Consider the following 26,430-nt stretch of genomic DNA (forward strand, 5'->3'; position numbering starts at 1 on the left):
ATCTCGTATCTAGTCCCTAGTATCTCGTATCTAGTCCCTAGTAACTGAATATCACCTGTCGATGTCCGGAATCACAAAGTCCAGCGTACCGCCTATCGCTATCAGGTCCGCAATCTTCTGTCCGCGGCACACGGTGTCCATCGTATCCACCAGCGGCAGACCCGTAGAGCGGTAGTGCAGGCGGTAAGGATACTTGTCGCCATGACTCTCCAGCATCACTCCGAACTCGCCGCGGCTGCTCTCCACCGAAGTAGAGAAGTTACCTTCCGGCAGTTTGATGATAGCCTTGGTCTTCACGCGGAATTCCCCTTCCGGGATATTGTCGACGAGCTGTTCTATGATGTGGCAAGATTCCATTATTTCGTCCATACGTACCATGTAGCGCGCAAACGAGTCGCCTTCCGTGCGCGTGATCTCGCGGAAATCCACCTTGCCGTACATGGCATACGGATGACGCTTCCTCACGTCGTTGCTCCATCCCGAAGCGCGTCCCGTACCGCCCGTAGCCCCAAGTGATATCGCATCCTCACGCGAAAGCACGCCTACACCCACCAGTCGCTGACGCGCGATGACATTGCCAGTAAAGATATCATGATAATCCTTTATCACGCTGCGCAGGTGCTTGATAAATTCCTTCACCTTGCGCCGGAAGTCCGGATGAAGGTCCGCCTGCACACCGCCTATCACATTATAGTTCTGAATCAGGCGTCCGCCCGTAGTCTCCTCCATAATGTCGAGAATCATCTCCCTCTCCCTGAAACCATAGAAGAAAGGAGTAAGTCCGCCCATATCCATCACCAGACACGAGTAGAACAGCAGATGCGAGTCGATGCGCTGCAGCTCGTCCATTATCGTACGGATATACTGTGCGCGTTCCGAAATCTCGATGCCTGCAGCCTGTTCTATACACATACACAGGGCATGACGGTTCTGATGAGCACTCAGATAGTCCAGTCTGTCAGTCAGAGCCAGAGTCTGCGGATAAGTAAGACTCTCGTTCATCTTTTCTATACCGCGGTGAATATATCCCAGAATAGGGTCTATACGGCGGATATTCTCACCGTCGATGGAAGTACGCATACGCAACACACCATGAGTGGAAGGATGCTGAGGACCGATGTTAACCACGAAATCCTCCTTGCTGAACACCACATTTTCATGCCCTTCTATTGTTCCGTCAGGGCGTAGGGTATATTCTTCCGTAACGTCCGCATTCGTCTCATTATCCATGTTCAGCGGATTCGAGTCCATATCGTAGTCCTTGCGCAGCGGATACCCTTTCCAGTCCTCGCGCAGGAACAGACGTCGCATGTCAGGATTGCCCGTGAAGCGGATGCCGAAGAAATCGAACACCTCACGTTCCTTGATACGCGCGGTTTTCCAAAGGCTGCATACAGAAGGCAGAAACGCATGTTCGGCACAGCCAAACGGATTTTCCCTGTCCGCGGCCACAACTTTCAGCACACGGCGCGCCCCCGTAGAAGTACTCTCAAGATAATACAGCGCGCCCAGTCCTTCTTCTCCCCAGTCCATGCCTACGATGTCGCGCAGATAGTCCATAGGCTCCTTGGCATCGTATCTCAGTCTGGAAGCCTCGTTATAGAGTTCTTCCGGCTTTATCAGTATAATGTTGTCTGCACTCATAGTCATTTATCCTCTTTCAGTTTCTCTGATTTTTCAAATTCCGGTTTGCTTTCCTTGCGGTTTACTCCCCCCATGAAGCGTTCCACCTTAATCTTTCTCTGCAACTGCATCATGCCGTAATAGAAAGCTTCCGGACGTGGAGGACATCCAGGAATGAACACGTCCACCGGAATAATCTTGTCTATACCGTTCACCACATGATACGATTTTCTGAACGGACCGCCGCTGATGGTACATCCGCCCACAGCCACCACGTATTTAGGCTCCGCCATCTGGTCGTACAGACGTTTCAGTACCGGCGCCATACGGTAAGTTATGGTTCCAAGCACCATAATCATATCCGCCTGGCGGGGAGAGTTACGTGTCACTTCGAATCCGAAACGTGCCATGTCGTACCGTGCTGCTCCAAGTGCCATGAATTCTATGGCGCAACAGCTTGTTCCGAATGTGAGCGACCATAGCGAGTTGCTTCGTCCCCAGTTTATCAGTTCGTCCGCCGAACCTACAATCACTCCCGCGCCGTCACGATTGAGCTGATCTACCATCCGCTCCAGATAATCGTTGTTGCGGAACTCGTCATACTGCATACTGCGTATCTGCGCGCGTTTTTTTACTTCCATTCCAACGCTCCTTTCCGCCACGCATACGCCAGGCCTAAAATAAGAATCCCCAGGAAGAATGCCGCTCCACAGAGTGCATATACTCCTGTCTGTGCCACTACCACTGCCCAGGGAAACAGGAATACCGTCTCGATGTCGAACATCAGAAACAGAATGGCAAACAGGTAGTAGCCGGCCTTGAATTTTACCCACGATTCACCTCTGGTAGGGATACCGCATTCGTATGGCTCTCCTTTTTGCGGATTGAATGAACGTGGAGCGATCAGTTTGGCAATTGTCATGGCCGCAACAACCAGAGCGATTGCCGTAAGAATCACTACGATTAAAAAAATAAAATACATGATTTATTTTGATTTAGTTATTTATTTACGATAACATGATGATAGATGAATATCACGTCCGCGTGCGCACACACGCCTTTTATCTTCAAGTTAATATGAAGATAAAAACGTCCGGAAAAGCTCTAAATGATGATTTTTTCCAATGTGAAAATATAATAGTCTTTGGGCGATTGGGGCAGGCAGTCCGATTTCGAATGCCGATGCTGTTTGATGCCGTTATGTCTGTCCGCCATACTTCCTTTCTGTAATCCTCCGATTAAGGGAAATATGGATTTATAGTCATTATTGTCTTTTGTATTCGATGTAATAACGCATACAGGTATAGAAATATCGGCGTATCTTGATTTCAGAATGTGATTTATAGTACGCGTAATGTAGTTCTCGGACGAAGATTCCAAGAACGACAGTTCTTTTTCATTATTGGAGGCCGATATATTGTCCGGGCATATCTCTGCCTGATATGCGGAAGGAATTTCTTCCGACATCGCCTGAAAAGCGAAAAAAGACAGTATGCCTATTAATATTACCCTTATCCAATAAATCATATAAAACTGTTACCTTATTCAATCGTGCCTGCAAAGTTAGAATATATTTTGCGGAAAAAAGTTGTTTCTATGTTAAAAAACATATTATCCGAAATATTTTTCTAATTTTTTTATCATTGCTCCAAGACAAAAAACTACTACATGGTCGTCTTTTTGGATTGTAGTGTTACCGGTTACGAGCACACCTTCACCGTTCCTTATCAGCCCTCCGATAGTTGCACCTTTAGGCAACCCTATGTCTTTTACCGGTGCTTTGGTTATTCTTGAACCTTCTTTTACTATGAATTCTGCCACGTCGGCATTTGCGAAGGTAAGACATTTAACGTTTGATACGTCCGCCTTAAGCATCATCTGGTATATGTGGCTCGCGGCTATGAATTTTTTATTTATCACTGTACCTATATCAAGACTTTCTGCCATACTGATATAGTCCACATTCTCGACTTCTGCGACAGTCTTGTTCACACCCATACGTTTTGCGGCAAGACATGCCAGTATGTTGGTCTCAGAGTTACCGGTAAGTGCTACAAATGCTTCAGTGTTCTTAATTCCTTCTTCAATAAGAAGTTCCATGTCACGTCCGTCACCATTTATCACCATAACTCCGTCGTCAACAATTTCAGTAAGTCTGTTACATCTGTTTTCGTCGAGTTCTATTATTTTTATTTTCATGTATTCCGGCAGGTATTGTGCTGTACGTACAGCAATTCTTCCACCTCCCATTATCATTACACTTCTTACGTCTGCTTCATTCTCTCGACCTGATATTTTTCTGATGTATGGTATGTATTTTTTTGTAGTGGTGAAGTAAACTATATCATTTAGTTTGACGTAGTCATCACCTCTTGGTATAATGGTCTCGTTTCCTCTTTTTATCGCTACAATGTGGAAAGGGATTCCTTGTCCACCAAGTTCATGGAAAGGAACATTCAGAATTTCCGCCTGTTCTCTCATCTTTACACCAATCATAATCAGTGCTCCGCCGGCGAATTCCCACCATTGTTTTATCCAACTCATCTTTACGGCATCTACTATTTCTTTGGCGGCCAGCATTTCCGGATAAATTAGTGAATGGACTCCAAGACCGCTGAAGAATTCCTTGTGCTTAGGCAGAAGATATTCGTAATTGTCAATACGCGCGACAGTCTTTTTAGCTCCTAAGTTGTTGGCCAACATGCATGCTGTCATATTCCGGCTTTCGTCCGGAGTTACTCCTATAAAGAGGTCAGCACCTGCTACACCTGCTTCTTTCAGTCCATTAATAGAGGTAGGCGAATAGTTAACAGTCATCATGTCAAGATTACTGCTCATTTTCCCTAATCTTTCCTGATTTTCGTCTATCAGTATGATGTCCTGATCTTCTCCGGCAAGTAGTTTTGCCAGATGTGTTCCTACTGCACCAGCACCTGCTATTATTATTTTCACGATTCCTGAATTTTAATTGTTATTGCTTATAATTTTTTATCAACTGATATATGCTGTCTTCATCAAGTCCACAAATCTTATAAAGTTCATTCACAGCGCCATGCTGGACGAAACAGTCTTTGATACCAACTCTTTTAATTTCGACATCATATCCTCCATCTGCCATAAATTCCATTACCGCACTTCCCGCACCGCCTGATATTATGCCATCTTCAATAGTAATTATTTTCTTGAAATTCTTGCCTATTTCATTAAGCATATCGGCATCCAATGGTTTTACAAACCTTAAATCGTAGTGCGCTACACTTATGCCGGTCTCGTTTTCTGCTTTTGCTATGGCTTTCTGGACTCTATATCCTATAGGGCCTAAGGTAATTACCGCAATGTCGTTACCGTCTTTGAGTTTTCTTCCTTTTCCAATAGGAATAGCCTCAAACTCACACTTCCAGTCTGTAGTCATTACTCTGCCTCGAGGATACCGTATTACGAAAGGTCCCATGTCCGGTAATTGTGCCGTGTACATGAGCTTTCTGAGTTCATGCTCATCCATAGGTGCCGCAATTGTCAGATTAGGAATAATCCGCATATACGCTATGTCGAATATACCGTGGTGGGTAGCACCATCTTCACCTACCAGTCCTGCTCTGTCGAGACACATCACAACATTGAGCTTCTGAATAGCCACATCGTGTATTACATTGTCGTATGCCCTTTGCATGAAAGTGGAATATATATTGCAGAATGGTATGAGTCCGTCCTTAGCCATTCCGGCCGAGAATGTTACTGCATGTCCTTCTGCTATTCCTACGTCGAATACTCTGTCAGGCATCTTTTTCATCATGATGTTCATAGAACATCCCGAAGGCATTGCAGGAGTTACACCTACTATCTTTTCGTTCGCCTGAGCCAGTTCGAGCAGTGTGTTTCCGAATACTTCCTGAAATAAAGGAGGCATTCCTTCTGTGGAGATTTTTATTTTTTCACCTGTTTCCTTGTCGAATAATCCCGGGGCATGCCATTCGGTGGCACATTCTTCAGCAGGCTTATATCCTTTACCTTTTATAGTATGTATATGTAGCAGTTTCGGACCGGTCATGTCCTTTATCTCGTTCATGACTTTTATAAGAGATAGTGTGTCATGTCCGTCAACAGGTCCGAAATATCTTATGTCCATGCCTTCAAAAATGTTTTGTTGCTGCATGAGCAGTGATTTCAGGCTATTGTTGAAACGTACTATAGCTTTTTTTCTCTCTTCAGTCAGTAATCCCCACTTGGACATTTGTTTCGACACATTATTGCGGAAACGGTTATATCCTTCGGATGTATGAAGATTGAGAAGATATTGCTTCATGCCACCTACACTTCGGTCTATGGCCATGTTATTGTCATTCAGAATGATAAGTAAATTATTAGGAGTCGAGGAGGCATTGTTTAGCCCTTCGAACGCAAGACCTCCGCTCATAGAACCATCACCTATAACAGCTACGATATGTCTGTTTTTTTCGTTCTTAAGATTTGCGGCAACCGCCATACCTAATGCGGCTGAAATTGAGTTCGAAGCATGTCCGCAAGTAAACGTATCGTATTCGCTTTCCGAGGGGGTAGGGAAAGGGGCAAGCCCGTTTAATTTTCTGTTTGTGGAAAATCTGTCGCGTCTGCCGGTCAATATCTTATGGGCGTAAGCCTGGTGTCCCACATCCCAAACTATGCGGTCGTATGGTGTGGAAAATGTGTAATGTAATGCAACTGTAAGTTCTATTACTCCTAAACTGGAACCGAAATGTCCCGGATTGCGTGATAATTCGTCTATTATCATTTCACGTAGTTCACGGCAAACTTCGGGTAAATCTTCAAGCTGAAGTTTGCGTAAATCTTCGGGACTGTCAATCTTATTAAGAAATTTATATGATGTGTTATGTTCCATCTATACATTAATTATACATTTCTTCCACAAAAGTACTATAAATATATATAATGTAATTACATTTGTACCAAAAAATAACAAAAACTGAATATTATGGAACTGATAACCAAGGCAGAATTGCCTGTAGGACAGTGTGAAATAAAGCATTCTGATACATTGATGCTTATGGGCTCATGTTTTACAGACAATATCGGGAACAAACTTTCCGACAATAAATTCAGATGTGATATAAACCCTTTCGGAGTGTTATATAATCCGATGTCAATATACGTGGCATTAAGCCAATTGCTTGAAAATAAGTCTTATGGGGAGGATGATGTTATGCAGTCGCGGGGCGTATGGTTCAGTCTGATGCATCATAGTTCGTTCTCTTCGCCCGATAAGTATGTCTGTCTTGATAATATAAACAGCCGTATTGGTTCCAGTTCAGAGTTTCTTCGTAGGACAGGCTGGCTTCTCCTAACCTTTGGCACTGCCCGTGTATATAAATGGAATGAAAGTGGATGTATAGTCGGTAATTGCCATAAGTTGAACGAAAAATTGTTTACCCGTAGCCTTCTCGATGTTGAAGAGATAGTAAATTCTTATATGGAACTTATATCGCGCCTGAGGTCTGTCAATCCGGATATAAAAATAATGTTTACAGTCAGTCCTATCAGACACGCAAAGGATGGCATGCACGGAAATCAGATAAGCAAGTCGGTGTTACTTTTAGCCATAGACAGAATTTGTTCGGCCAATGCAGGTTGTTACTATTTCCCTTCATACGAAATCATGATGGACGAATTGCGTGACTATCGTTTCTATTCGGACGATATGCTCCATCCGTCGTCTATGGCTGTCGAATATATATGGGAAAGATTTTCTGAGTCTTATTTCAATAAAGACACACTGAATATAATCAAGTCGTGGAATGAAATCAGACGAGCTTTGGGACATAAGCCTTTCAATCCGGAAAGTGAAGCATATCGTGACTTTTTAAGTCAAATACTGTTAAAAATAGAGACACTAAAGGAAAAATTCACGTACTTAGATGTCGAAAAGGAAATAAAATTATGTCGAACACTATTGAAGAAATAACCTCAATATTAAATGCTGAGCGTTTGGGTGATTCTCCGGCAAATATAGATTGGATACTTACTGACAGTCGGTCTTTGTGTTTTCCGGAAGAAACTCTGTTTTTTGCTTTAAAGACAAAAAGGAACGACGGACACAAATATATTGAAGAACTATATAATCGTGGAGTTAGGAATTTCGTAGTAAACGATATTCCTGAAGATGTCTCGGCCTATAAGGAATGTAATTTCCTTAAGGTTGCCAATCCTCTGAAATCATTACAGCGGCTTGCGGCACATCATCGTGATATGTTTGATATTCCGGTGATAGGAATTACCGGAAGTAACGGAAAGACTGTAGTCAAGGAGTGGCTTTATCATATCATCAGTCCAAATAAGGTCGTCACTCGTTCACCGAGAAGTTATAACTCGCAGATTGGCGTTCCGCTATCTGTATGGTTGATGAATGATAATACCGAGATAGGTATATTCGAGGCCGGAATATCGGAGATGGGTGAGATGGAAGAACTTAAGCCAATTATCCGTCCTACGATAGGAGTACTTACAAATATAGGTGGCGCTCATCAGGAAAACTTCACATCCCTACAGGATAAATGTATGGAGAAACTACTGCTTTTCAAGGATTGTGACGTAGTTGTTTATAACGGCGACAACGAGCTTATCAGCAGTTGTGTTACAAAGTCACTGTTCGGTGCCAGAGAAATAGCATGGTCGAGAAAAGATATGGAACGTCCGCTATTTATCGAGAGTGTGGATAAATTTAGCGATTATACCGTTATCAAATACCGTTATCTGGGATTTATGAAAGAGTATCGTATCCCGTTCATTGACGATGCTTCAATAGAAAATTCAATCAACTGTCTTGCGGTATCTCTTTATCTGATGATTTCTCCAGAAGAAATTGCCGAAAGAATGCTTACGCTCGAACCTGTTGCCATGCGTATGGAGGTGAAAGAAGGAAAGAACGGTTGTATTCTTATCAACGACAGTTATAATTCCGATTTTGCATCATTGGATATCGCGCTTGATTTTATGTCGCGCAGGACTGAAGACAAGGGAAGAAAACGTACACTTATTTTATCTGACATATTAGAAAGCGGACAAACCAGCAAACTGCTATACAGGCAGGTCGCTGAGCTTATACATAACCGTGGAGTTGACAAGATTATAGGTGTTGGACCTGAAATATCCGCTTCTGCATCACGATTCCAGATAGAGAAATATTTTTTCAACAAGACATCAGAATTGATGGAGTCGGGCTTGCTGGATACACTGAGGAATGAAGTTGTACTTATCAAGGGAGCGCGTGTGTTCCATTTTGATGATATAACCGACTATCTTGAACTGAAGGTACACGAAACGATTCTTGAAATAAATCTGGGAGCTCTTACTGCCAATTTGAATTATTTCAAGAACAAACTTAAGCCTGAAACAAAGATGGTATGTATGGTAAAGGCTTCGGCATACGGAGCTGGACCGTTTGAAATTGCAAAAACCCTTGAGGAACACAGGGTTGACTATCTTGCTGTGGCTGTAGCCGATGAGGGGGCAGATTTGCGTAAGGCGGGTATATATTGTCCGATAATAATTATGAACCCTGAACTTACAGCTTTCAAGACAATGTTCGACTATCGTCTGGAGCCAGAAGTCTATAGTTTCAGCCTATTGGAAGAACTTATAAAATCTGCGGAAAGAGAGGGTGTAAGCAACTTCCCTATACATATAAAGATAAATACAGGAATGAACAGATTGGGCTTTGAACCGGAGCAGTTGCCTCAACTGGTTGAACGTTTGAAGCGTCAGTCTGCTGTTATTCCCCGTTCTGTGTTCTCTCATCTTGTAGGAAGCGATTCTAATCATTTTGATTCCTTTACCCGCAAGCAAATTGAAACATTCGAAGCCGCCGCTGCGATATTGCAGGAAGGTTTCTCATTCAAGATTTTAAGACATATCTGTAATACAGCCGGTATAGAAAGATATCCTGGAGCGCAGTTCGATATGGTCCGTCTCGGCATTGGACTTTATGGAATTGACCCTTATACCGGAAAAATGATAAACAACGTAAGTACGCTAAGGACTACAATACTGCAGATACACGACGTAAAGGCTGAAGATACTGTAGGTTACAGCCGTAAAGGAAGGCTTGATCGTGATTCGCGTATCGCTGCAATTCCTATAGGTTATGCTGACGGTCTGAACAGGAAATTAGGCAATGGCAATGGATATTGTCTTGTAAACGGTCAGAAAGCTCCTTACGTGGGTAATATATGTATGGATGTATGTATGATTGATGTTACAGATATTGATTGCAAGGAAGGCGATAAGGTGGAAATATTCGGCGAGAATCTGCCTGTTACAAAATTGGCGGAGTGGCTTGACACTATACCTTACGAGATTCTTACAAGTGTATCCATGCGTGTGAAAAGAGTGTATTATCAGGATTGATAATTATATGAAAAAAAATGAGCTGTCATTTTACCTAAAACGACAAGGCGTTTTAAGTAAAATGACAGCTCGTTTTTTTATGATGTCTCAAGGCTATTTTTTTTCTTTAAATTCCTTCCATTGCTTGACTATGGTTTCTATTGGTATGTCAAGCAGTTCCATCTGACGGAACAGCTCGGGAAGGTTCTCATTATATTTGCCTGCAAGTATCTCGTCGCATATCCTTTCTGCCATCTGCAGATAAATGGCTCTGTCTTGTTTGAAGTCTGTCATAGGCATATATATAAAAGCAAAAGAACAGACATATTTTTTTATGCACAAAAAAATCTGCCTGTCCGGAAACCGGAACAGACAGACTATAAATATGACTTATATACTTTTATTATCTCATATCAGTATATTTGATTTCGTCTTTATCGCTGTATTTCAGGTTTTCACCAGCCATGCCCCAGATGAAAGTATAGTTACGGGTACCTGCTGCTGCATGGATACTCCATTCCGGAGAAGTGATAGCCTGCTCGTTGTGAAGCCATACCAGACGTTCTTCTTTAGGTTCTCCCATCAGGTGGCAGATTGCGTTACCTTCTTCAACATTGAAGTAGAAGTAAGCTTCCATACGGCGAGTGTGAGTGTGGGCAGGCATTGTGTTCCATACAGAACCCGGAGCCAATTCAGTAAGACCCATCTGCAACTGGTTAGTACCACCGTTCTTTACTCTTTCAAGAACGTCTTTTACGATAAGCTGGTTTACTACACGGTCGTTGCTGTCTTCCATCTTGCCATAGTGGTCAGAAATGGCCAAAGCATATTTCTTAGGTTCAGCTTTCTGTACCTTAACGTCAGTTGTAATCAACTGTGTAACGTATTGTTTGTAAGCAGGAGCAGAGTTGATATAGAATTTTGCCGGTTTGCTTGCGTCGTTACTCTTGAAAGTAACTTCTTTGTTGCCGCAGCCAACGTACAATGCTTCTTTATATTTCATTGGATATTCCTTTCCGTCAACAGTTACTACACCATCACCACCGATATTGACAACCCCGAGCTCGCGACGTTCGAGGAAGTAAGTGATTTCAGGACCTAATTCACGGAAAGTCTCCAGTTTCAACACCTTGTTTACAGGCATTACACCACCGTAAATCAGACGGTCGTAAAGAGTGTAAGTTAAATTGATTTCGTCCGGTGACAAGACTTTTTCCATAACGAACGAGTTGCGTAGACGTTCAGTGTCATAGTGCTTAACATCCTGAGGATGGCAAGCTGTCTGAACAGTGTAGTTAATCTGTGCGTTTGCAGAGAGGGCAGCTACCCCCATCATCATTGCTAATGCTAATTTTTTCATGTGCGAATTTATTTAGTTTAGATTAATTGTTGCTATGAGCTTTAGGTTCTTTTATAATACGTGATCTGTTGTAGATTGCCATAATAAGAGCGACAGCTACCAGGATAGCCGAACCAACATATTTGAAGTTATAGATAAGGTGGAATATACACCATGAGAAGATACTTGAGGCAAAGTCAAGTGCGCCTCCCTGAAATCCTTCCGGAATCTTAACTGCTGCATCGCCAGTCTTGACAAATACGTCGTGAGCGGCCTGTGTGAAGAATGGAGCCAAATCTGTAACGAAGTACAAACCGACGATGAGGCTAACCAATCCGATGAGGAATGTTTTCAGTACTTTACCCTTAGTAATGGGAAGTACCGCAGGGAACAGGTAGAACATACCTGCAAGTGATGCCAATGGAAGAAACTGGTTGCCTGGAAGAACTACTGAAAGGAATAGTGTTACCGGGATAAGAAGTAGCGAAACAACCAAAGTTGTCGGATGACCGATAACCAATGCAGGGATCATACCGATGTTGAGGTTGGCGCCGTTCTTGAACTTACGGGCAATAAGTTCGCGTGTAGAATGTTGTCAACCATTTCCTGACCGTTTTTGCAAGCAAGCATGCCGATACCGCAACCAACTACGATACCGAGGAAAAGAGGTTCCCCCATGATACCGAATTTCTTCTTCATGCCTTCGGCATCTATATAAAGCTTGTCGAAACCAGGAATCTTGTCCAATGCTTTGTTTATTACAAGAGCGAAAGGTACAAAGCCCTGACAGAATGGCTGTGGGATAGAAATACCGTCCATCTTGTCGTAATATCCCTGGAACTGTTTGCATGTAAGGTCTGCCATTACCAGCGTAATTATATAACAAATGATGGCAGCAAAAAATCCCCACCAAATATTTTCTGTCGCAAAATATACTACAGCGCCTATAAAGGCAAAATGCCAGTAGTTCCACAAGTCGATATTAACTGTTTTAGTTGTTTTCGTAAGAAGCATGACAATGTTTACAGCCAAACATACAGGTATAATGAATGCTCCTACAGAAGTGTTGTATGCAACAGATGCCGCAGCGGGCCAACCCATATCGAAGATACCCAAGCTTAAACCATAAATCTCGGTAACTTTTTTAAGCGGGTCGCCAAGGCTGCTTGTCAGCAGAGCTGTCACTACAGACAAGCCCACGAAACCGACACCTACTAACAGTCCACTCTTAAGAGCTTTACCAAATATAATACCGATACAAACGCCTAAAATTGTAAAAATGATAGGCATCATTACCGCGGCACCCAGCCCGATAATATAACTGAAAACTTGTTCCATGCTTTCTACAGATTTTTACCTTATGAGATTTTATTTATTATTTTATTTGCCACAATAATGTATTTTATTGTAATATCAGATTTGTTTTCCTTATATCTTGATTACTCCACAAATATACAACATATTTTTCGTTATCGCACACGAATTGCATGTTTATTATAGAATATAAATAAAAAATATCGTTTGTATATGATTTAACCTACAAACGATATTTTTATTATAATAACCTTATTGTATTTATATATGTTTTTAAAGCTTATAATCCCACTGTTCAAGTGCAAACGACCAATGCTTTTCAACAAGTTCTACTGTTTCAGGCTTATATTGGTACTTATTCTTTTTATATCCTTTCTTTTTGTTTACGTATGCTTCGATGGCATCCCTTGATTCGTCAAAACCAGGTATGGATAGTTTCTTGTAAATATCTTCTGTCATTTCGAATGCATTTCGTTCATAGTCTTCGAATTTTACTTCTACAAGATTACCTTCAGGGATGAATTTCTTATCTTCCTCATATTTGTGGTATAGTTTTGAATATACCGACAATATATTTTCCTGAAGTTCTTCATTGCTGATATTTTGCAACATCAGAGGCTGGATAGTGTTTGTAAAGAAGCTTCTTGTCGATTCGAATACTGTGTAAGGATTACGCATCAGATAAATAAACTTGGCATTAGGGAACATCTTAACCAGTTCCTTTACTCGTCCTGTGTGAGGAGGATTTTTGCTCAGGAATTGTGTTCCGTTAGTATTCCACAAAGATATTTTGATGAGTTTAGTGAAAACATCTTCGAATACTTTCAGTTCTTCATCACTGATGTCATTGAAAAGCAGGTACTTGTCTGCATATTCCATCGTATGTTTAGGCAGAAACCAGAAATTATAATATGTATATGGCATCATGTTGGCCAAAGCGAACTCCTCTTCCTGTGGAAGGTCAACCGCCAGTTCCATATTGTCTGTAGGACGTTTGTCCGGCATCAGCCAGCTCATATTCTTCTTGAAGAATGGTTGTCCCCACATCATGAGATGAGGGAAAACAGTCTGGTATGTAGTGTTGTATCCGAAATGCTTGTCGCACGAGAATACATTGTGCATGAATGTTGTTCCGCTTCGCCAATGTCCTAAGATGAACACCGGGTCGTGCTCCAGAGGTTTGCCGGCAAGCAGTTTTTCGTATCTTTTGTCCTGTAATGGCTTTAGAGAAGACAAAATGCGGCAAACAAACTTTGTGAGTCTGTATTTGTTTTTGTATTTGTCGTCAATAACTCTTCCTGCTGTTATCTGTTTGAAAGTATTCCAGTCAGCACCAACCATGGTGTTTACAGGCAATTTGCTGAATTCTAATAATCCCATTATTATTCTTATTTTCTGATTTCAATATCAATACCTTGGCGAGACAGCTCTTTCACTGCTTTATCTATAGCATCATAGTGTTCAGGAGCGATACCCAACTTAGGTAAATCAAGAACAGGCAATTCCATCTGGTTGTGCATGTCCTTATCTGCTACCTGATTGATTATCATACCAACGGCACTTGTATTGTTGGTAATAGGGTCTATAAGGATGAATGCTCCTGTAGCTTTGTTGTCTGAATATGCATCGAAGAACAGTTCCTTTGATGATGTTAAAACCACTTTTGCTATCTGGTTAAGCTGCATAGGAACATCTTCTTTAGCCAAACGGCCGTTTTCTACGCTCAGATGTTCCATTGTGTTGATATCCACCTTATATTCAATGCTGTCAATACGTGTACGGCTTGTGTTTGTGGTATGTTTCAGGAAGAAAGATTTCTCCATATCCATCTTCTCTTCATCCATCCATACCAGCATGGCTTCGAAATTACGGCCTACCATAGGTACATTGTCCGGATGTACCAGCATTTCACCTCTTGATACGTCAATTTCGTCTTCCAATGTGATGGTAACCGACATTGGAGGGAACGCATAGTCTATCTCACCTTCGTATGTAACGATACTCTTAACGTGCGATTTCTTTCCTGATGGGAGTGCCATCACTTCGTCGCCTTTGTGTATAACACCTGAAGAAACCTTTCCACAGAATCCGCGGAAATCAAGGTTTGGACGCAAAACGTACTGAACCGGATAACGGAAATCTTTCAGATTGTGGTCATTTCCGATATGTACTGTTTCAAGATATTCAAGCAGTGAAGTTCCTTCGTACCATGGTGTGCGGTCTGATTTCTCCACTACGTTGTCACCTTCGAGGGCTGACAGAGGAATACACTGAATATCCGGAATATTAAGAGGCTCAACGAAAGACTTATAGTCACTGACAATCTTGTCGAACACTTCCTTTGAGAAGTCCACCAAGTCCATCTTGTTAACAGCCAGCACAACATGCTTTATGCCTAACAGTGAAACGAGGTAGGAGTGACGTTTGGTCTGTGTGATAACTCCTGTACGGGCATCAACAAGGATGATTGCAAGATTGGCTGTAGAACCACCTGTAATCATGTTGCGTGTATATTGTTCGTGTCCCGGAGTGTCGGCTATGATGAACTTACGGTTGTTTGTAGAGAAATATCTGTATGCCACGTCGATAGTGATACCCTGTTCGCGTTCAGCTTTCAGACCGTCAAGCAGAAGGGCATAGTCAATGTGTTCGCCTGCGTTACCTACACGCTTGCTGTCGCGTTCGAGTGCGTCAAGCTGGTCTTCGTAAAGTTTCTTGCTGTCGAACAGCAGACGTCCGATAAGTGTTGACTTTCCGTCGTCAACAGATCCTGCTGTAAGGAAACGGAGCAAGTCCTTCTGTTCGTCTTTCTTTAGGAATTCCTCTATGGACATGTTTCCGCGAGCTTCGCCTTCCATAGGGTTTCCTGATTTGTTTTTATCTATAGTTTCCATTATGTTTGAATTTGTAAGTTTATAAGTTTATGAGTTTTTAAGTTGTTTGATGATAACAAACTGAAAGACTGAATAACTCAAAAACTTAAATTAAAAATATCCTTCGCGTTTTTTCTGCTCCATGCTGGCTTCCTGGTCGAAGTCAATCACACGAGTTGTACGTTCGCTCTTTGTGGTAGTCATCATTTCCTCAACAATCTTTTCGATTGTATCAGCTTCACTTTCTATCGCTCCTGTGAGCGGCCAGCAACCAAGAGTACGGAAACGTATCTTTTTCATCTCTATCTTGTCCTTGTATTGTTCAGGCAGACGGTCGTCGTCAGGCATAATTAGCTGTCCGTCGAGGTTGATTACCGGTCTTTCCTTTGCGAAATATAGGGGAACGATAGGAATATTTTCAAGACGTATGTACTGCCATATATCAAGTTCGGTCCAGTTGCTCAGAGGGAACACACGGATGCTTTCTCCTTTTCTGATGCGGGCATTATAAATGTCCCAAAGTTCAGGACGCTGGTTTTTAGGGTCCCACTGGTGGAACTCGTTCCTGAAAGAGAATATACGTTCTTTTGCGCGTGACTTTTCCTCGTCGCGGCGTGCGCCACCGAATGCGGCGTCGAATTTATATTTGTCGAGTGCGTTAAGCAGAGCCTGTGTTTTCATAAGGTCAGTGTGAACTTTACTTCCATGAGTAAAAGGTCCTACTCCTGCCTTGAAAGCTTCCATATTGCTTTCCACTATGAGGTTCCAACCATATTTCTTTGCATATTCATCGCGGAACTGAATCATTTCCTTGAATTTCCATTTTGAGTCGATATGCATAAGAGGGAATGGTACTTTTCCAGGTGCAAAAGCTTTTTCTGCCAGACGTACCATTACAGATGAATCCTTGCCTATACTGTAAAGCATGACAGGATTTTCGAATTCGGCAGCCACTTCACGTATAATGTGGATAGACTCAGCTTCCAGTTCCTTCAAGTGGCTAAGTTTATATTCTTCGATCATATTTTTATTTTGTTTTTAGTCTTTTTTGAATGATATTTTAGGAAGTATAAGTTCCAAAAGTTTGTTTACAGACTCCTCAACACTCAGTTTTGATGTATCGATAGACAAAGCCGGGTTTGCCGGAGCTTCGAAAGGTGCTGATATACCTGTGAAGTTCTTTATTTCTCCACGTCTGGCCTTGGCATAAAGACCTTTCACGTCTCTTCTCTCACATTCCTCTATAGGTGTGCTAACAAATATTTCAAGGAAATTTTCCTTGCCTATTATATTGGCAGCCATTTCACGAATGTCATTGTTCGGGCTTATAAATGCTGCAATAGTTATTATGCCGGTATCTACAAACAGTTTTCCTATTTCGGCTATGCGTCGGATATTTTCCACTCTGTCTTCTTCAGAGAAACCCAGGTTGTTGTTTATTCCGCTGCGGATATTGTCTCCATCAAGAATTCTGCATAGCAGACCACGTTTTTGCAATTCCCTTTCAAGAGCTATTGCAATCGTGCTTTTACCTGAGCCGCTCAGCCCCGTAAACCATATCATCACGCTGTGCTGGTTGAGCAGAGCTTCCTTGTCGGCTCTGGTGAGCATCTTGTCGAATATAGGATAAATGTTGTTTTTATTTTCCATATATGTCTAGTTTTTATTTATTTCTTAAAATGGCCAAATTTGCGGTATAAGCAGTACCGAAATTATGAAAGTAATGATATTAAGCGGCAGACCTATGCGTACAAAGTCTGTAAACTTATAATTACCGATACCCTGTACTATAAGGTTTGTCTGATAACCGATAGGAGTTGAGAAACTGGCCGAGGCTGCCACACATACGATGACAAAGAATGGCATAGGGCTTACTCCAAGCTGTTGCGATAGCGACAAGGCAAGCGGAAACGACAACGCCGCAGCTGCATTGTTTGTTATCAGTTCGGTAAAGATGTTCGTTATTATAAACATTGCCGCCAGCAATACATACGGGCCATAACTATGGCTAAGCCCTATAATCTGGCTCGCTATCAGGTCGGAAACCCCCGAATTCACCATAGCCTTGCTGATACCGAATGCACATGCAATGGTTATCAGCACGTCCCATGATATGTATTTGGTGTATTTGCGTGGAGGAAATATCTTTGTCCATGCCATAATAACTGTAGTTACCGACACGAAAAAGAACATATCCAGCTTAATTCCTTCGGGCAACATCTTCTGAACGGCAGGAAGCTCACCCACTGTAGCTCCGATAATCATAATCAACAATAATGTCAGGGCAAGCCAGCGTTTTTTCTGTCCCACAGGCTCCACATCCTTCCCGTTTGCCAGCATGATGAAGACAGATGATTCACCCCATGTCTTGATGAAACTGTCGTCTGCCATTATCACCAGCGTATCGTTCTCGCGGAAGTGCATCTTCGAAAGATTGGTATAAGTATTACCGTTTCTTCTCAATTCCTTAATCTCTGCACCATAGTGGCGTTTGAAGTCGAAATCGGAGATACGGCGGTTGATACCAGGGAAACGAGCTCCTATCACAGCTTCAATTGGGTGTAGTGGAGAATCTTCTTCACCTGACATAATCGGGTCAGGACGTTGTGCGGGCAATAGTTTGCTTGAGAATATGAACAGGTATATTATTCCTGCCAAAGCAATGAAAATACCTATTTTGCCCAACTCAAACATACTGAAACCTTCCATACCGGCATCTTGTATCATACTGTGTACCACTAGGTTGGTAGATGTACCAATCAGTGTACACATACCTCCGAGTATGGTTACATACGAAAGAGGTATAAGGAAATAAGTGGCTGGCAACTTTACATAGTTTGCCCATCGCTTGATAATCGGAGCAAAAATAACAACTACTGGAGTATTGTTTAGAAATGCCGAAATGAAAGCGATACTTGGAAGCATTCTCAGTTGTGCCTTGAATACGTTGATATTTTCTACCGGAAGCAGTTTTTTAATAAGTTTAGTCAGTGCCCCGCTTTGGCGCACTCCTTCACTGACGAGGAACAGCATGGCCACAGTTATCATGCCTTTGTTGCTGAAGCCCTCGAGCATTTCTTTGGGGCTGAGTATTCCAGTACATAGGAATATTACCAGTACGGAGAATAATATCATCCCCGGTCTCATTTTGTCAGCAATAAGAGCGGCAAGCATTCCGACAAGTGAGACAAGTACTATGATTATTTCGTGCGACATTTTCTTTTACTTATCTTACTTGGCTATAAACCACGGATTTAATAAATCTTCTTTATTGTATGAGAGAGGAGTTTCCCCGTCTGTATGATAAACCTCTTTTCCGGCTGCTCGTATTATGGCATGACCTGCGGCGGTATCCCATTCCATAGTAGGAGCGAAACGCGGATAAATATCAGCCTTGCCTTCGGCTATGAGACATAGTTTGAGGGAACTGCCTTTTGACACAGTCTCTACGTCTGGGTGTAACTCTTTAACCTTTTCGATAAACTCTTCTGTCTCAGGAGAAAGATGTGAGCGAGAAGCCACTACGACAAATGTATTTCTCTCTTCTTTAATCGGAAGGCTGATTGCTCTTGATGTCAGCGAAGAGAATGTTTCTTCTTCAGAAATGGAACTTATATTTTCCACTTTGAATGCACCATATTCACAGTCACCAAGGTATAATTCTTTCTTTACCGGAATATAAATTACTCCGGCTTGAGGCGTACCGTTCTTTACGTATGCTATATTAACGGTGAATTCGCCGTTCTTTTTTATGAATTCTTTTGTTCCGTCCAGCGGATCGACTATCCACAACTCGTCCCATTCCTTTCTGTTTTCGAACGGAAGTTTCTTTCCTTCCTCACTCAGCACAGGTATGTTTGTCGATGAAAGTATTCCGCTGATAACTTCATGCGCTTTCCTGTCGGCTATTGTCAGAGGTGAATTGTCAGCTTTCTTTTCTATTTCAAAATCCGCATTCGAATCTGTATATACGCTCATAATTTTCGCACCTGCTTCTATTGCAGCACGGACTGCGACCATCAATATATTTTTATCCATAATCTATAAATCGCTGTAAAATAAGTACTTTTTTTCTAAAAGCCTATAGTTGAAAACTCTGAAATCCTGGACTAAGTTAAGTTTTATAACTTATTTTAAGAAAACATTGATTATACTTCTGCTGGTTTGGAATGTTTCCACATTCTGTACATGTAGTATGCACAGTGTGTGACAGCAAATACAAATGATATGGCCAATAATGTTTTGTCGGCTTCCCAGCCTACAGTCTGTTGATGCCATAACCCTGTTATGATACTCAGTACAGACAGTGATATACCCATGATATTCAGTATCATATCTCCTTTTCGTATTCTTATCCCGTATTCCAGTTTACTGTGTTTTATGCCATACGAAGCATATACGTCAAGACCGATAAGCATCCAAAGTACAAGTCTTATCCACGTATCAGCAGGGAGGAAACACATCATACACAGGCAAGTAAGTATTCCCAATATTGGTACAGCAGGTACAAATGGAGTCTTGAAAGCTCTTGGAGCGTCTGGCATTGTCTTCCTTACTACAAGTATTCCTGCACATACCAGTGTAAATGCAAGCAGTGTTCCTATACTTGTCATTTCGCCAGCTACTTGTGCGGGGACAAATCCTGCCAACAGGCTTACAATTACCATGAACAAGAAGTTACTATGTACAGGTGTCCTTGTCTTTTCATTTATTTTTGAGAAAAACTTTGGCAGTAATCCGTCGTGGCTCATACTGAGAAAAACACGGCTCTGCCCCATGAGTGTAACCATTATAACGGAGCAGTATCCAAATAATATTGCGAGTATGATGGCCTTGTTAAGCCATGGATATGCAGGAGTAATTATTCCTGAGGCATCAGCAGTTCCCATATTTTCTATAGCTACAGCAACAGGAGCTATTCCTACGTGACCTTTGAACTCGGTATAGTTTGCCACACCAGTCATCACGTGAGCAAACAGAATATATAAGATAGTACAAACCAGAAGTGAAACCAGAATTCCTATAGGCATGTCACGTTTAGGATTTTTTGTTTCCTGAGCGGCTGTACTTACGGCATCGAATCCTAAAAAAGCGAAAAATACTATTGCCGCTCCACGAAATATTCCAGATATTCCGAATTCACCAAGTTTTCCGGTATTTTCAGGAATATATGGAATATAATTGTCTGCCTGAATGAATTTCCACCCCAGAACTACGAACACCAGAATTACCGCTATTTTCAGAAATACTATAAAACCGTTGAATATGGAGCTTCCAGCTGTACCCCGCATCAGTATGATACTCATCATTATTACAATAAGTATTGCAGGTATGTTTATTATACCTCCGTCCCATGGACAAGCCGTAAGATGATGGGGGAGTGATATGCCTATACTTTCCAGAAAGACTACCATGTACCTACTCCAGCTAATGCTTACGGTAGTTGCGGCGACGGTGTATTCCAACACAAGGTCCCAGCCTATAATCCATGCAATGAGCTCACCCATAGTGGCATACGAATATGTGTATGCACTGCCCGACACAGGAATCATGGATGCAAATTCTGCATAACACAGACCTGCAAAACAACATCCTATTGCTGCAATGATGAACGACAGTGTTATGGCAGGTCCGGTAAATTCTGAAGCTACTGTTCCGGTGATTGAGAAAAGTCCTGCACCTATTATTACTCCCACTCCAAGAGCTATAAGGCTTATAGGACCAAGCACTCTTTTCAGAGTCTTGCTGCCTGAAGCCTGTGCTTCTGCTTGCAGAACTTCAATACTTTTTCTTATAAATAGTCCCATTCTGTTTTAGTTGTATATGTTTTTATATTTTCTAATATGCCGAACGGTATTTGCCGTCCTCTTTGTCATCCAGGATACTCAGATAAGAAGTATATCTTGATTCGCTGATATAATGTTTCTCCACAGCCTCTCTCACTGCGCATCCCGGCTCATGACGGTGCGTACAGTTGCCATATTTACATCCGGCTGAGAATTTGAATATCTCCTTGAAGTAATGTCCCACTTCTTCTTCTTCCATATCGAACGTGCCGAAACCTTTAATTCCCGGTGTGTCTATTATATAACCTCCGCCATCTACAGGAAACATTTCGGAGAATGTAGTGGTATGCATACCTTTATTATGCGCATTTGATATATCGCCTGTCTTCAGGTTCTGTTCAGGCAATATGGAATTGATAAGTGTTGATTTTCCCACTCCGGAGTTCCCGGAGAAGAGTGTGATTTTTCCGGCCAGCGCCTGTTTAATTTCGTTTATGCCTTCATTGTTAATGGCCGATGTCTTGTAACACTGGTATCCTATAGTGGTATATAAGTTTATAAGTCCGTCGAGGTATCTGTTTTCATCTTCCGAATAACGGTCAGTCTTGTTGAAAACGAGGCATACAGGCACTCGGTATGCTTCTGCCGACGCTAAGAAGCGGTCGATGAAGGTGGTTGAAGTTTCCGGATAGTTTACAGTCACGATAAGCATGCACTGGTCAAGGTTTGACGCTATGATGTGCGATTGCTTCGACAGGTTTGACGAACGTCGTATGATATAATTCTTACGGTCCTCTATTTCTGTTATGAATGCTGTACCTTCCTGATTGCGTATGATTTTCACTCGGTCGCCAACGGCTACCGGATTTGTGCTTCTGATACCTTTCAGACGGAAGTTGCCTTTTATTTTGCATTCTACGCAGCTACCGTCGTCAGTCTTTACAAGATACCAGCTGCCGGTGTTTTTTATTACTAAACCTTTGTCCAAAAGAAATGATTTTTGTAATTATAAATATATGATAAATGAAATAAAGAAAAGAAGAAACTGCATCACTGTGTATGGTTCATGGTAGTGCAGATTCTTCTTTCTTTTATATTTGAGTAAGATTGTCTGAAACCGGTATTTGTCAAATTGACTAACCGTCAGAAATACATTATACAGTCATGATTTCTTTGTCTTTGGCGGCAAACATATCGTCAATCTGCTTGATGTACTTGTCGTGTATCTTCTGCAGTTTTGCTTCGCTGTTTTTCTGTTCGTCTTCAGGCATACCGTCTTTTACAGCTTTCTTCAATGCGTCGATTGCATCGCGGCGAGCGTTACGGATACTTACTTTTGCAGTTTCAACTTCGCCTTTACACTGTTTTGACAATTGTTTACGGCGTTCCTCAGTCAATGGAGGTATTCCTATACGAATGATTTCGCCATTGTTTTCAGGCATAATTCCAAGTTCTGAGTCGATGATGGCTTTCTCAATCACGCGGAACATGCTCTTGTCCCAAGGCTTGATAGCTATGCTTCTGGCATCAGGAGTAGTTACTGCTGCCACATTATTGATTGGAACCATGCTTCCGTATGAGTCCACTCTGATGCCGTCCAACAAACGTACATCTGCTTTTCCTGCGCGGATATGTGCCAATGCTTCGTCAAGGTACATGGCTGCCATGTCCATTTTCTCTTCAGCTTCGCTGATTATAGTTTTTGAATCTGCCATTATTCTTAATTTTTAGGTTATGCTGTTATGTAATAATAATTAAAGTGAACAAATGTATGTGTTTTTTTGCTCTTTTGCAATAGTTGATGTATAATTTGATATTCTAAAATGAAACAATCCTGTTTCGCTACGCTTATCGCGTCTTGCGAAACAGGATTGTAACAGTATGTTGTCAGTCTCTGTATTCAGCTTTCAGAGTTCCGTCGTCATTAAATTGCAATTCAATGTCATTGTCATTTCTTCCTTCTATCTCAACGCTGTAGTAATTACCTTTCGATGCTGTTTCGTAGTATTCAATGTCATCTATATAGTAATTAGGATAGTTTGTGGCGATATAAGTTTTTGCAGCTTCCGGCAGTACGGATGAGTTTCTGTTATAATCCTTTTTTGTGTAAATCCATTCATATCCGGCTGTCAGCAAAGCATCGTGCTTGATGTTTTCATAGATGAATTCCACTTCAACACCGCCATCCTCAAATTCCACATCAACTATCCTTGCACCTGGATATTTGCTATCAACCCATGAGTACGCATCGTTGGCAGGCTGTGTAGGCAGCAGGTCTGTATAATCAGGATTCTGGTTTGCATCAAGAACTTCTTTCACCAGAACTCCGTCTTCCGAGTAATACAAATCGGCTTCTGTTTCCTTATTGTTCTCTTCTTTTTCAACCTCTATTACATATAGAACCAGATTTTCGCCGTTTTTCTTTATTACATCCACCTCGTCGTCGTGCCTCCATGGAAGTTTTGAATAATCGCTTTCATTGAATGCGGCCGATACAGTCTGCGGTAATAAAGAGAAAGGGATATCATATTCATGCATTTTGAATTCGGCGGTTGTTCTGTCGAACCATGCTGTATAGTCTGTGTCATTTCCGGCACGTGAACCGTTCCAGTCGAAAGACGCTATTGCGTAATTGCCGTTTATTTTCCATGAAACATCCTTTGCGCCAGGAAATTCGCGATTGAATGCTTCGTAAACAGCATTGTCAATATAACCGTCGTTGTTTTGTTTGTCACATGACGAGAGAGCTATAGTTCCGCAAATCAGGGCGGTAGTAATTAACTTAAATTTCTTCATAATGTCTGGTTTAAAAATTATTATAACGCAAACATACTAATGAAAACTGAAAAGATTTGGGAATTTATAAAAAAACGCCACCATGAAAACAAGTTCCATAGTGACGTTATCAATGTATATGATTAAAATGTATGTTTTTATTTGATGGCGGCTACCAGTTCATCAGGAGTTAGAAGCAACTGTTCGCCTGTTGTCATATTCTTAAGAGTAACCTTGCCTTCGTTCATCTCGTTTTCACCAACTATAGCCACGAAAGGAATCTGTTTTGCGTTGGCATAGCTCATCTGCTTTTTCATCTTTGTGCTGTCGGGATAGATTTCAGCGCGGATGCCTGCCTCACGAGCCTTGAACAATATAGGAAGAGAATATTCAGTTTCCTTTTCACCGAAGTTGACAAACAGAAGCTGGGTTCCGTTTACTGCTTCCTTAGGATAAAGATCCAACTGGTTCAGTACGTCGTAGATACGGTCGGCACCGAAAGAGATACCCACACCTGACATACCATCCATTCCGAATACACCTGTCAAATTGTCATAACGTCCACCGCCACTGATACTTCCTATCTGAACGTCGAGAGCCTTCACTTCGAAGATGGCGCCTGTATAGTAGTTCAGTCCGCGGGCAAGAGTAAGGTCGAGTTCCACTTCCGACTTAACACCAAGCTGAGCTACATGCTTCAGGATGAATTCACTTTCCTCCACACCCTTAAGTCCTGTCTCGCTTGCAGCCAGAACGGTTTTCAGAGTCTCAAGCTTCTCTTCGTTCGTTCCGCTCAGCAGGATTATAGGCTGCAACTTGTCGATAGCTTCCTGAGGGATACCTTTCGAAGCAAGTTCAGCATTTACATTTTCCAGACCAATCTTGTCCAGCTTGTCGATGGCTACTGTGATGTCAACAATCTTGTCGGCCTCGCCGATGATTTCCGCTATACCTGTAAGGATTTTGCGGTTGTTTATCTTGATGGAAACACGAATTCCGAACTTGTTGAACACAGAATCAATCATCTGCACCAGTTCCACCTCGTTGATAAGGGAGTTGCTTCCCACAACGTCGGCGTCACACTGATAGAACTCGCGGTAACGTCCCTTCTGAGGACGGTCGGCACGCCATACCGGCTGGATCTGGAAACGTTTGAACGGGAAAGTAATCTCGTCGCGGTGCATAACCACGTAGCGGGCGAAAGGTACAGTTAGGTCATAACGGAGTCCTTTCTCGCAGAATTTGCTCGCAAGCTTAGCCGCGTTTCTGCTCAGAAGTTCTTCGTCAGTGATGCCTGAGAAGTAGTCGCCTGAGTTCTGTATCTTGAAAAGAAGTTTGTCGCCTTCCTCACCGTATTTACCCATCAATGTTGAGAGGTTCTCCATAGAAGGAGTTTCTATCTGACTGTATCCGTAGAGGTGGAAAACTTCGCGTATGGTATCGAATATATAGTTTCTCTTAGCCATTTCAACAGGCGAGAAATCTCTTGTTCCTTTCGGTATTCCCGGTTTTGTAGCCATATTGTTTCTGTTTTAATTATTTTTGGTCACAAAATTAGACAATTATTTTATAAGAAGGAAATAATCGTGGAAATTACTCTTCGCGGCGACCCATGAATATCATTATATAATATACCAGAGTGGCAAGCGAGCCAAGTGCGGCAACCACGTATGTGTATGCAGCCGACTTGAGCGCATCTTTAGCCATACCGTGATTCGAAGCATTTGTGATACCCGCGCTGTTCAGCCAAACCAGTGCACGGCGGCTGGCATCAATCTCCACAGGAAGAGTGATGAAACTGAAAAGTGTTGTCATTGCGAAAAGGCAGATACCTATCAGCAACAGCTGAGGGAACGAATTTATGAGCAATATACCTGCAAGCAGTATCCACGACATTATAGATGAAGAGAACTGTACCACCGGTACCAGAGCCGAACGCATCTGCAGAGGAGCGTACGCGCGTGCATGCTGTACGGCGTGACCGCATTCGTGGGCAGCAACCGCAGCCGCAGCCACGCTGCATGATGAGTAAACACCTTCACTCAGGTTCACAGTCTTGTTGGTTGGGTTAAAATGGTCTGTAAGCATTCCCGGAGTGCTGATAACCCTTACATCGTATATTCCATTGTCGCGCAGCATCTTTTCTGCCACCTCGCGTCCTGTCATCCCGCTGTAGAGAGGAACCTTAGAATACTTGTCAAACTTGCTTTTCAAACTGGACTGCACTATAAAACTCAGTATAGCGATTCCGATAAAAATAATCCAACTTAATGCCATATCTTTTCTATTTATAATTATTAATCAATGAATTGACGTACAAAAACCTTGCCAAAGTTTTAAAAGT

Annotated in this window: 22 protein-coding genes and 1 pseudogene; 2 read left to right on the forward strand and 21 right to left on the reverse strand. The window is 42.1% G+C overall.

Going from position 1 to position 26,430, the window contains the following annotated elements:
• Positions 1–51: 51 nt before the first annotated feature.
• The 6 genes from H6A27_RS00470 to dxs all read right to left on the reverse strand — a co-directional run bounded on the left by H6A27_RS00470 (position 52) and on the right by dxs (position 6,499).
• Complete coding sequence (locus H6A27_RS00470) at positions 52–1,644, reverse strand: NADH-quinone oxidoreductase subunit D-related protein (RefSeq protein WP_239469512.1); 1,593 nt, start codon at positions 1,642–1,644, stop codon at positions 52–54.
• A 2-nt stretch (positions 1,645–1,646) separates the two neighbouring features.
• Positions 1,647–2,264, reverse strand: coding sequence for an NADH-quinone oxidoreductase subunit B (locus H6A27_RS00475; RefSeq protein WP_204507293.1), 618 nt, complete (start codon positions 2,262–2,264; stop codon positions 1,647–1,649).
• Complete coding sequence (locus tag H6A27_RS00480; protein WP_204403285.1) at positions 2,255–2,605, reverse strand: NADH-quinone oxidoreductase subunit A; 351 nt, start codon at positions 2,603–2,605, stop codon at positions 2,255–2,257. Before H6A27_RS00480 ends, H6A27_RS00475 begins: the two co-directional genes overlap by 10 nt.
• A 122-nt stretch (positions 2,606–2,727) precedes the next feature.
• Positions 2,728–3,150: a hypothetical protein gene (locus H6A27_RS00485; protein ID WP_204507294.1), complete on the reverse strand. Its 423-nt coding sequence runs from the start codon at positions 3,148–3,150 to the stop codon at positions 2,728–2,730.
• Positions 3,151–3,234: 84 nt separating this feature from the next.
• Positions 3,235–4,575, reverse strand: coding sequence for a Trk system potassium transporter TrkA (trkA, locus tag H6A27_RS00490; protein ID WP_204507295.1), 1,341 nt, complete (start codon positions 4,573–4,575; stop codon positions 3,235–3,237).
• Positions 4,576–4,594: 19 nt separating this feature from the next.
• Positions 4,595–6,499, reverse strand: a complete 1,905-nt coding sequence (dxs, locus tag H6A27_RS00495; protein WP_204507296.1) for a 1-deoxy-D-xylulose-5-phosphate synthase — start codon at positions 6,497–6,499, stop codon at positions 4,595–4,597.
• Positions 6,500–6,592: 93 nt separating this feature from the next.
• On the opposite strand from dxs, the gene H6A27_RS00500 reads away from it, so the two are divergent.
• Positions 6,593–7,579 carry a GSCFA domain-containing protein gene (locus H6A27_RS00500; protein WP_204507297.1) on the forward strand — a complete coding sequence of 329 codons (987 nt, stop codon included), beginning with the start codon at positions 6,593–6,595 and terminating at the stop codon, positions 7,577–7,579.
• Positions 7,555–10,020, forward strand: coding sequence for a bifunctional UDP-N-acetylmuramoyl-tripeptide:D-alanyl-D-alanine ligase/alanine racemase (locus H6A27_RS00505; RefSeq protein ID WP_204507298.1), 2,466 nt, complete (start codon positions 7,555–7,557; stop codon positions 10,018–10,020). The genes H6A27_RS00500 and H6A27_RS00505 overlap by 25 nt, the downstream gene beginning before the upstream one ends.
• Positions 10,021–10,113: 93 nt before the next feature.
• Here H6A27_RS00505 and H6A27_RS00510 read toward each other — a convergent pair whose 3' ends face one another.
• The 15 genes and pseudogenes from H6A27_RS00510 to H6A27_RS00580 all read right to left on the reverse strand — a co-directional run bounded on the left by H6A27_RS00510 (position 10,114) and on the right by H6A27_RS00580 (position 26,363).
• Positions 10,114–10,293 carry a hypothetical protein gene (locus H6A27_RS00510; RefSeq protein WP_204403275.1) on the reverse strand — a complete coding sequence of 60 codons (180 nt, stop codon included), beginning with the start codon at positions 10,291–10,293 and terminating at the stop codon, positions 10,114–10,116.
• A 109-nt stretch (positions 10,294–10,402) separates the two neighbouring features.
• Complete coding sequence (gene kduI, locus H6A27_RS00515; RefSeq protein WP_204507299.1) at positions 10,403–11,359, reverse strand: 5-dehydro-4-deoxy-D-glucuronate isomerase; 957 nt, start codon at positions 11,357–11,359, stop codon at positions 10,403–10,405.
• Between the two features lie 22 nt (positions 11,360–11,381).
• Positions 11,382–12,676, reverse strand: a pseudogene (locus H6A27_RS00520) (PTS galactitol transporter subunit IIC).
• 249 nt (positions 12,677–12,925) lie between these two features.
• Positions 12,926–14,032, reverse strand: a complete 1,107-nt coding sequence (locus tag H6A27_RS00525) for a sulfotransferase family protein (RefSeq protein WP_204403269.1) — start codon at positions 14,030–14,032, stop codon at positions 12,926–12,928.
• A gap of 8 nt (positions 14,033–14,040) precedes the next feature.
• On the reverse strand, positions 14,041–15,546 hold the full coding sequence (cysN, locus tag H6A27_RS00530; protein WP_420867830.1) for a sulfate adenylyltransferase subunit CysN: 1,506 nt from the start codon (positions 15,544–15,546) through the stop codon (positions 14,041–14,043).
• Positions 15,547–15,636: 90 nt separating this feature from the next.
• Positions 15,637–16,548 (reverse strand): sulfate adenylyltransferase subunit CysD, encoded by a 912-nt coding sequence (gene cysD / locus H6A27_RS00535; RefSeq protein ID WP_154043181.1) that lies wholly within the window; start codon positions 16,546–16,548, stop codon positions 15,637–15,639.
• A gap of 15 nt (positions 16,549–16,563) precedes the next feature.
• The gene (gene cysC, locus H6A27_RS00540) at positions 16,564–17,175 is read right to left on the reverse strand and encodes an adenylyl-sulfate kinase (protein WP_204403267.1); all 612 of its coding nucleotides are present in this window, start codon (positions 17,173–17,175) and stop codon (positions 16,564–16,566) included.
• Positions 17,176–17,199: 24 nt separating this feature from the next.
• On the reverse strand, positions 17,200–18,741 hold the full coding sequence (locus H6A27_RS00545; protein WP_204507300.1) for an SLC13 family permease: 1,542 nt from the start codon (positions 18,739–18,741) through the stop codon (positions 17,200–17,202).
• Between the two features lie 15 nt (positions 18,742–18,756).
• Entirely contained in the window at positions 18,757–19,563 is an 807-nt protein-coding gene (gene cysQ, locus H6A27_RS00550) for a 3'(2'),5'-bisphosphate nucleotidase CysQ (RefSeq protein ID WP_204507301.1), read from the reverse strand.
• Between the two features lie 110 nt (positions 19,564–19,673).
• Positions 19,674–21,332, reverse strand: a complete 1,659-nt coding sequence (locus H6A27_RS00555) for an amino acid permease (RefSeq protein ID WP_204507302.1) — start codon at positions 21,330–21,332, stop codon at positions 19,674–19,676.
• Between the two features lie 31 nt (positions 21,333–21,363).
• Complete coding sequence (gene rsgA / locus H6A27_RS00560; protein WP_204507303.1) at positions 21,364–22,299, reverse strand: ribosome small subunit-dependent GTPase A; 936 nt, start codon at positions 22,297–22,299, stop codon at positions 21,364–21,366.
• A 166-nt stretch (positions 22,300–22,465) separates the two neighbouring features.
• On the reverse strand, positions 22,466–23,026 hold the full coding sequence (gene frr / locus H6A27_RS00565; protein ID WP_204507304.1) for a ribosome recycling factor: 561 nt from the start codon (positions 23,024–23,026) through the stop codon (positions 22,466–22,468).
• A gap of 172 nt (positions 23,027–23,198) precedes the next feature.
• Entirely contained in the window at positions 23,199–24,107 is a 909-nt protein-coding gene (locus H6A27_RS00570) for a PepSY-like domain-containing protein (RefSeq protein ID WP_204507305.1), read from the reverse strand.
• A 137-nt stretch (positions 24,108–24,244) separates the two neighbouring features.
• Positions 24,245–25,606 carry a histidine--tRNA ligase gene (gene hisS / locus H6A27_RS00575; protein WP_204507306.1) on the reverse strand — a complete coding sequence of 454 codons (1,362 nt, stop codon included), beginning with the start codon at positions 25,604–25,606 and terminating at the stop codon, positions 24,245–24,247.
• A 73-nt stretch (positions 25,607–25,679) separates the two neighbouring features.
• Positions 25,680–26,363: a zinc metallopeptidase gene (locus tag H6A27_RS00580; protein ID WP_204507307.1), complete on the reverse strand. Its 684-nt coding sequence runs from the start codon at positions 26,361–26,363 to the stop codon at positions 25,680–25,682.
• Positions 26,364–26,430: the final 67 nt, after the last annotated feature.

It is taken from the genome of Bacteroides caecigallinarum (genome assembly GCF_016902295.1).
In the GTDB taxonomy this organism is placed as follows: Bacteria; Bacteroidota; Bacteroidia; order Bacteroidales; family Bacteroidaceae; genus Phocaeicola; species Phocaeicola caecigallinarum_A.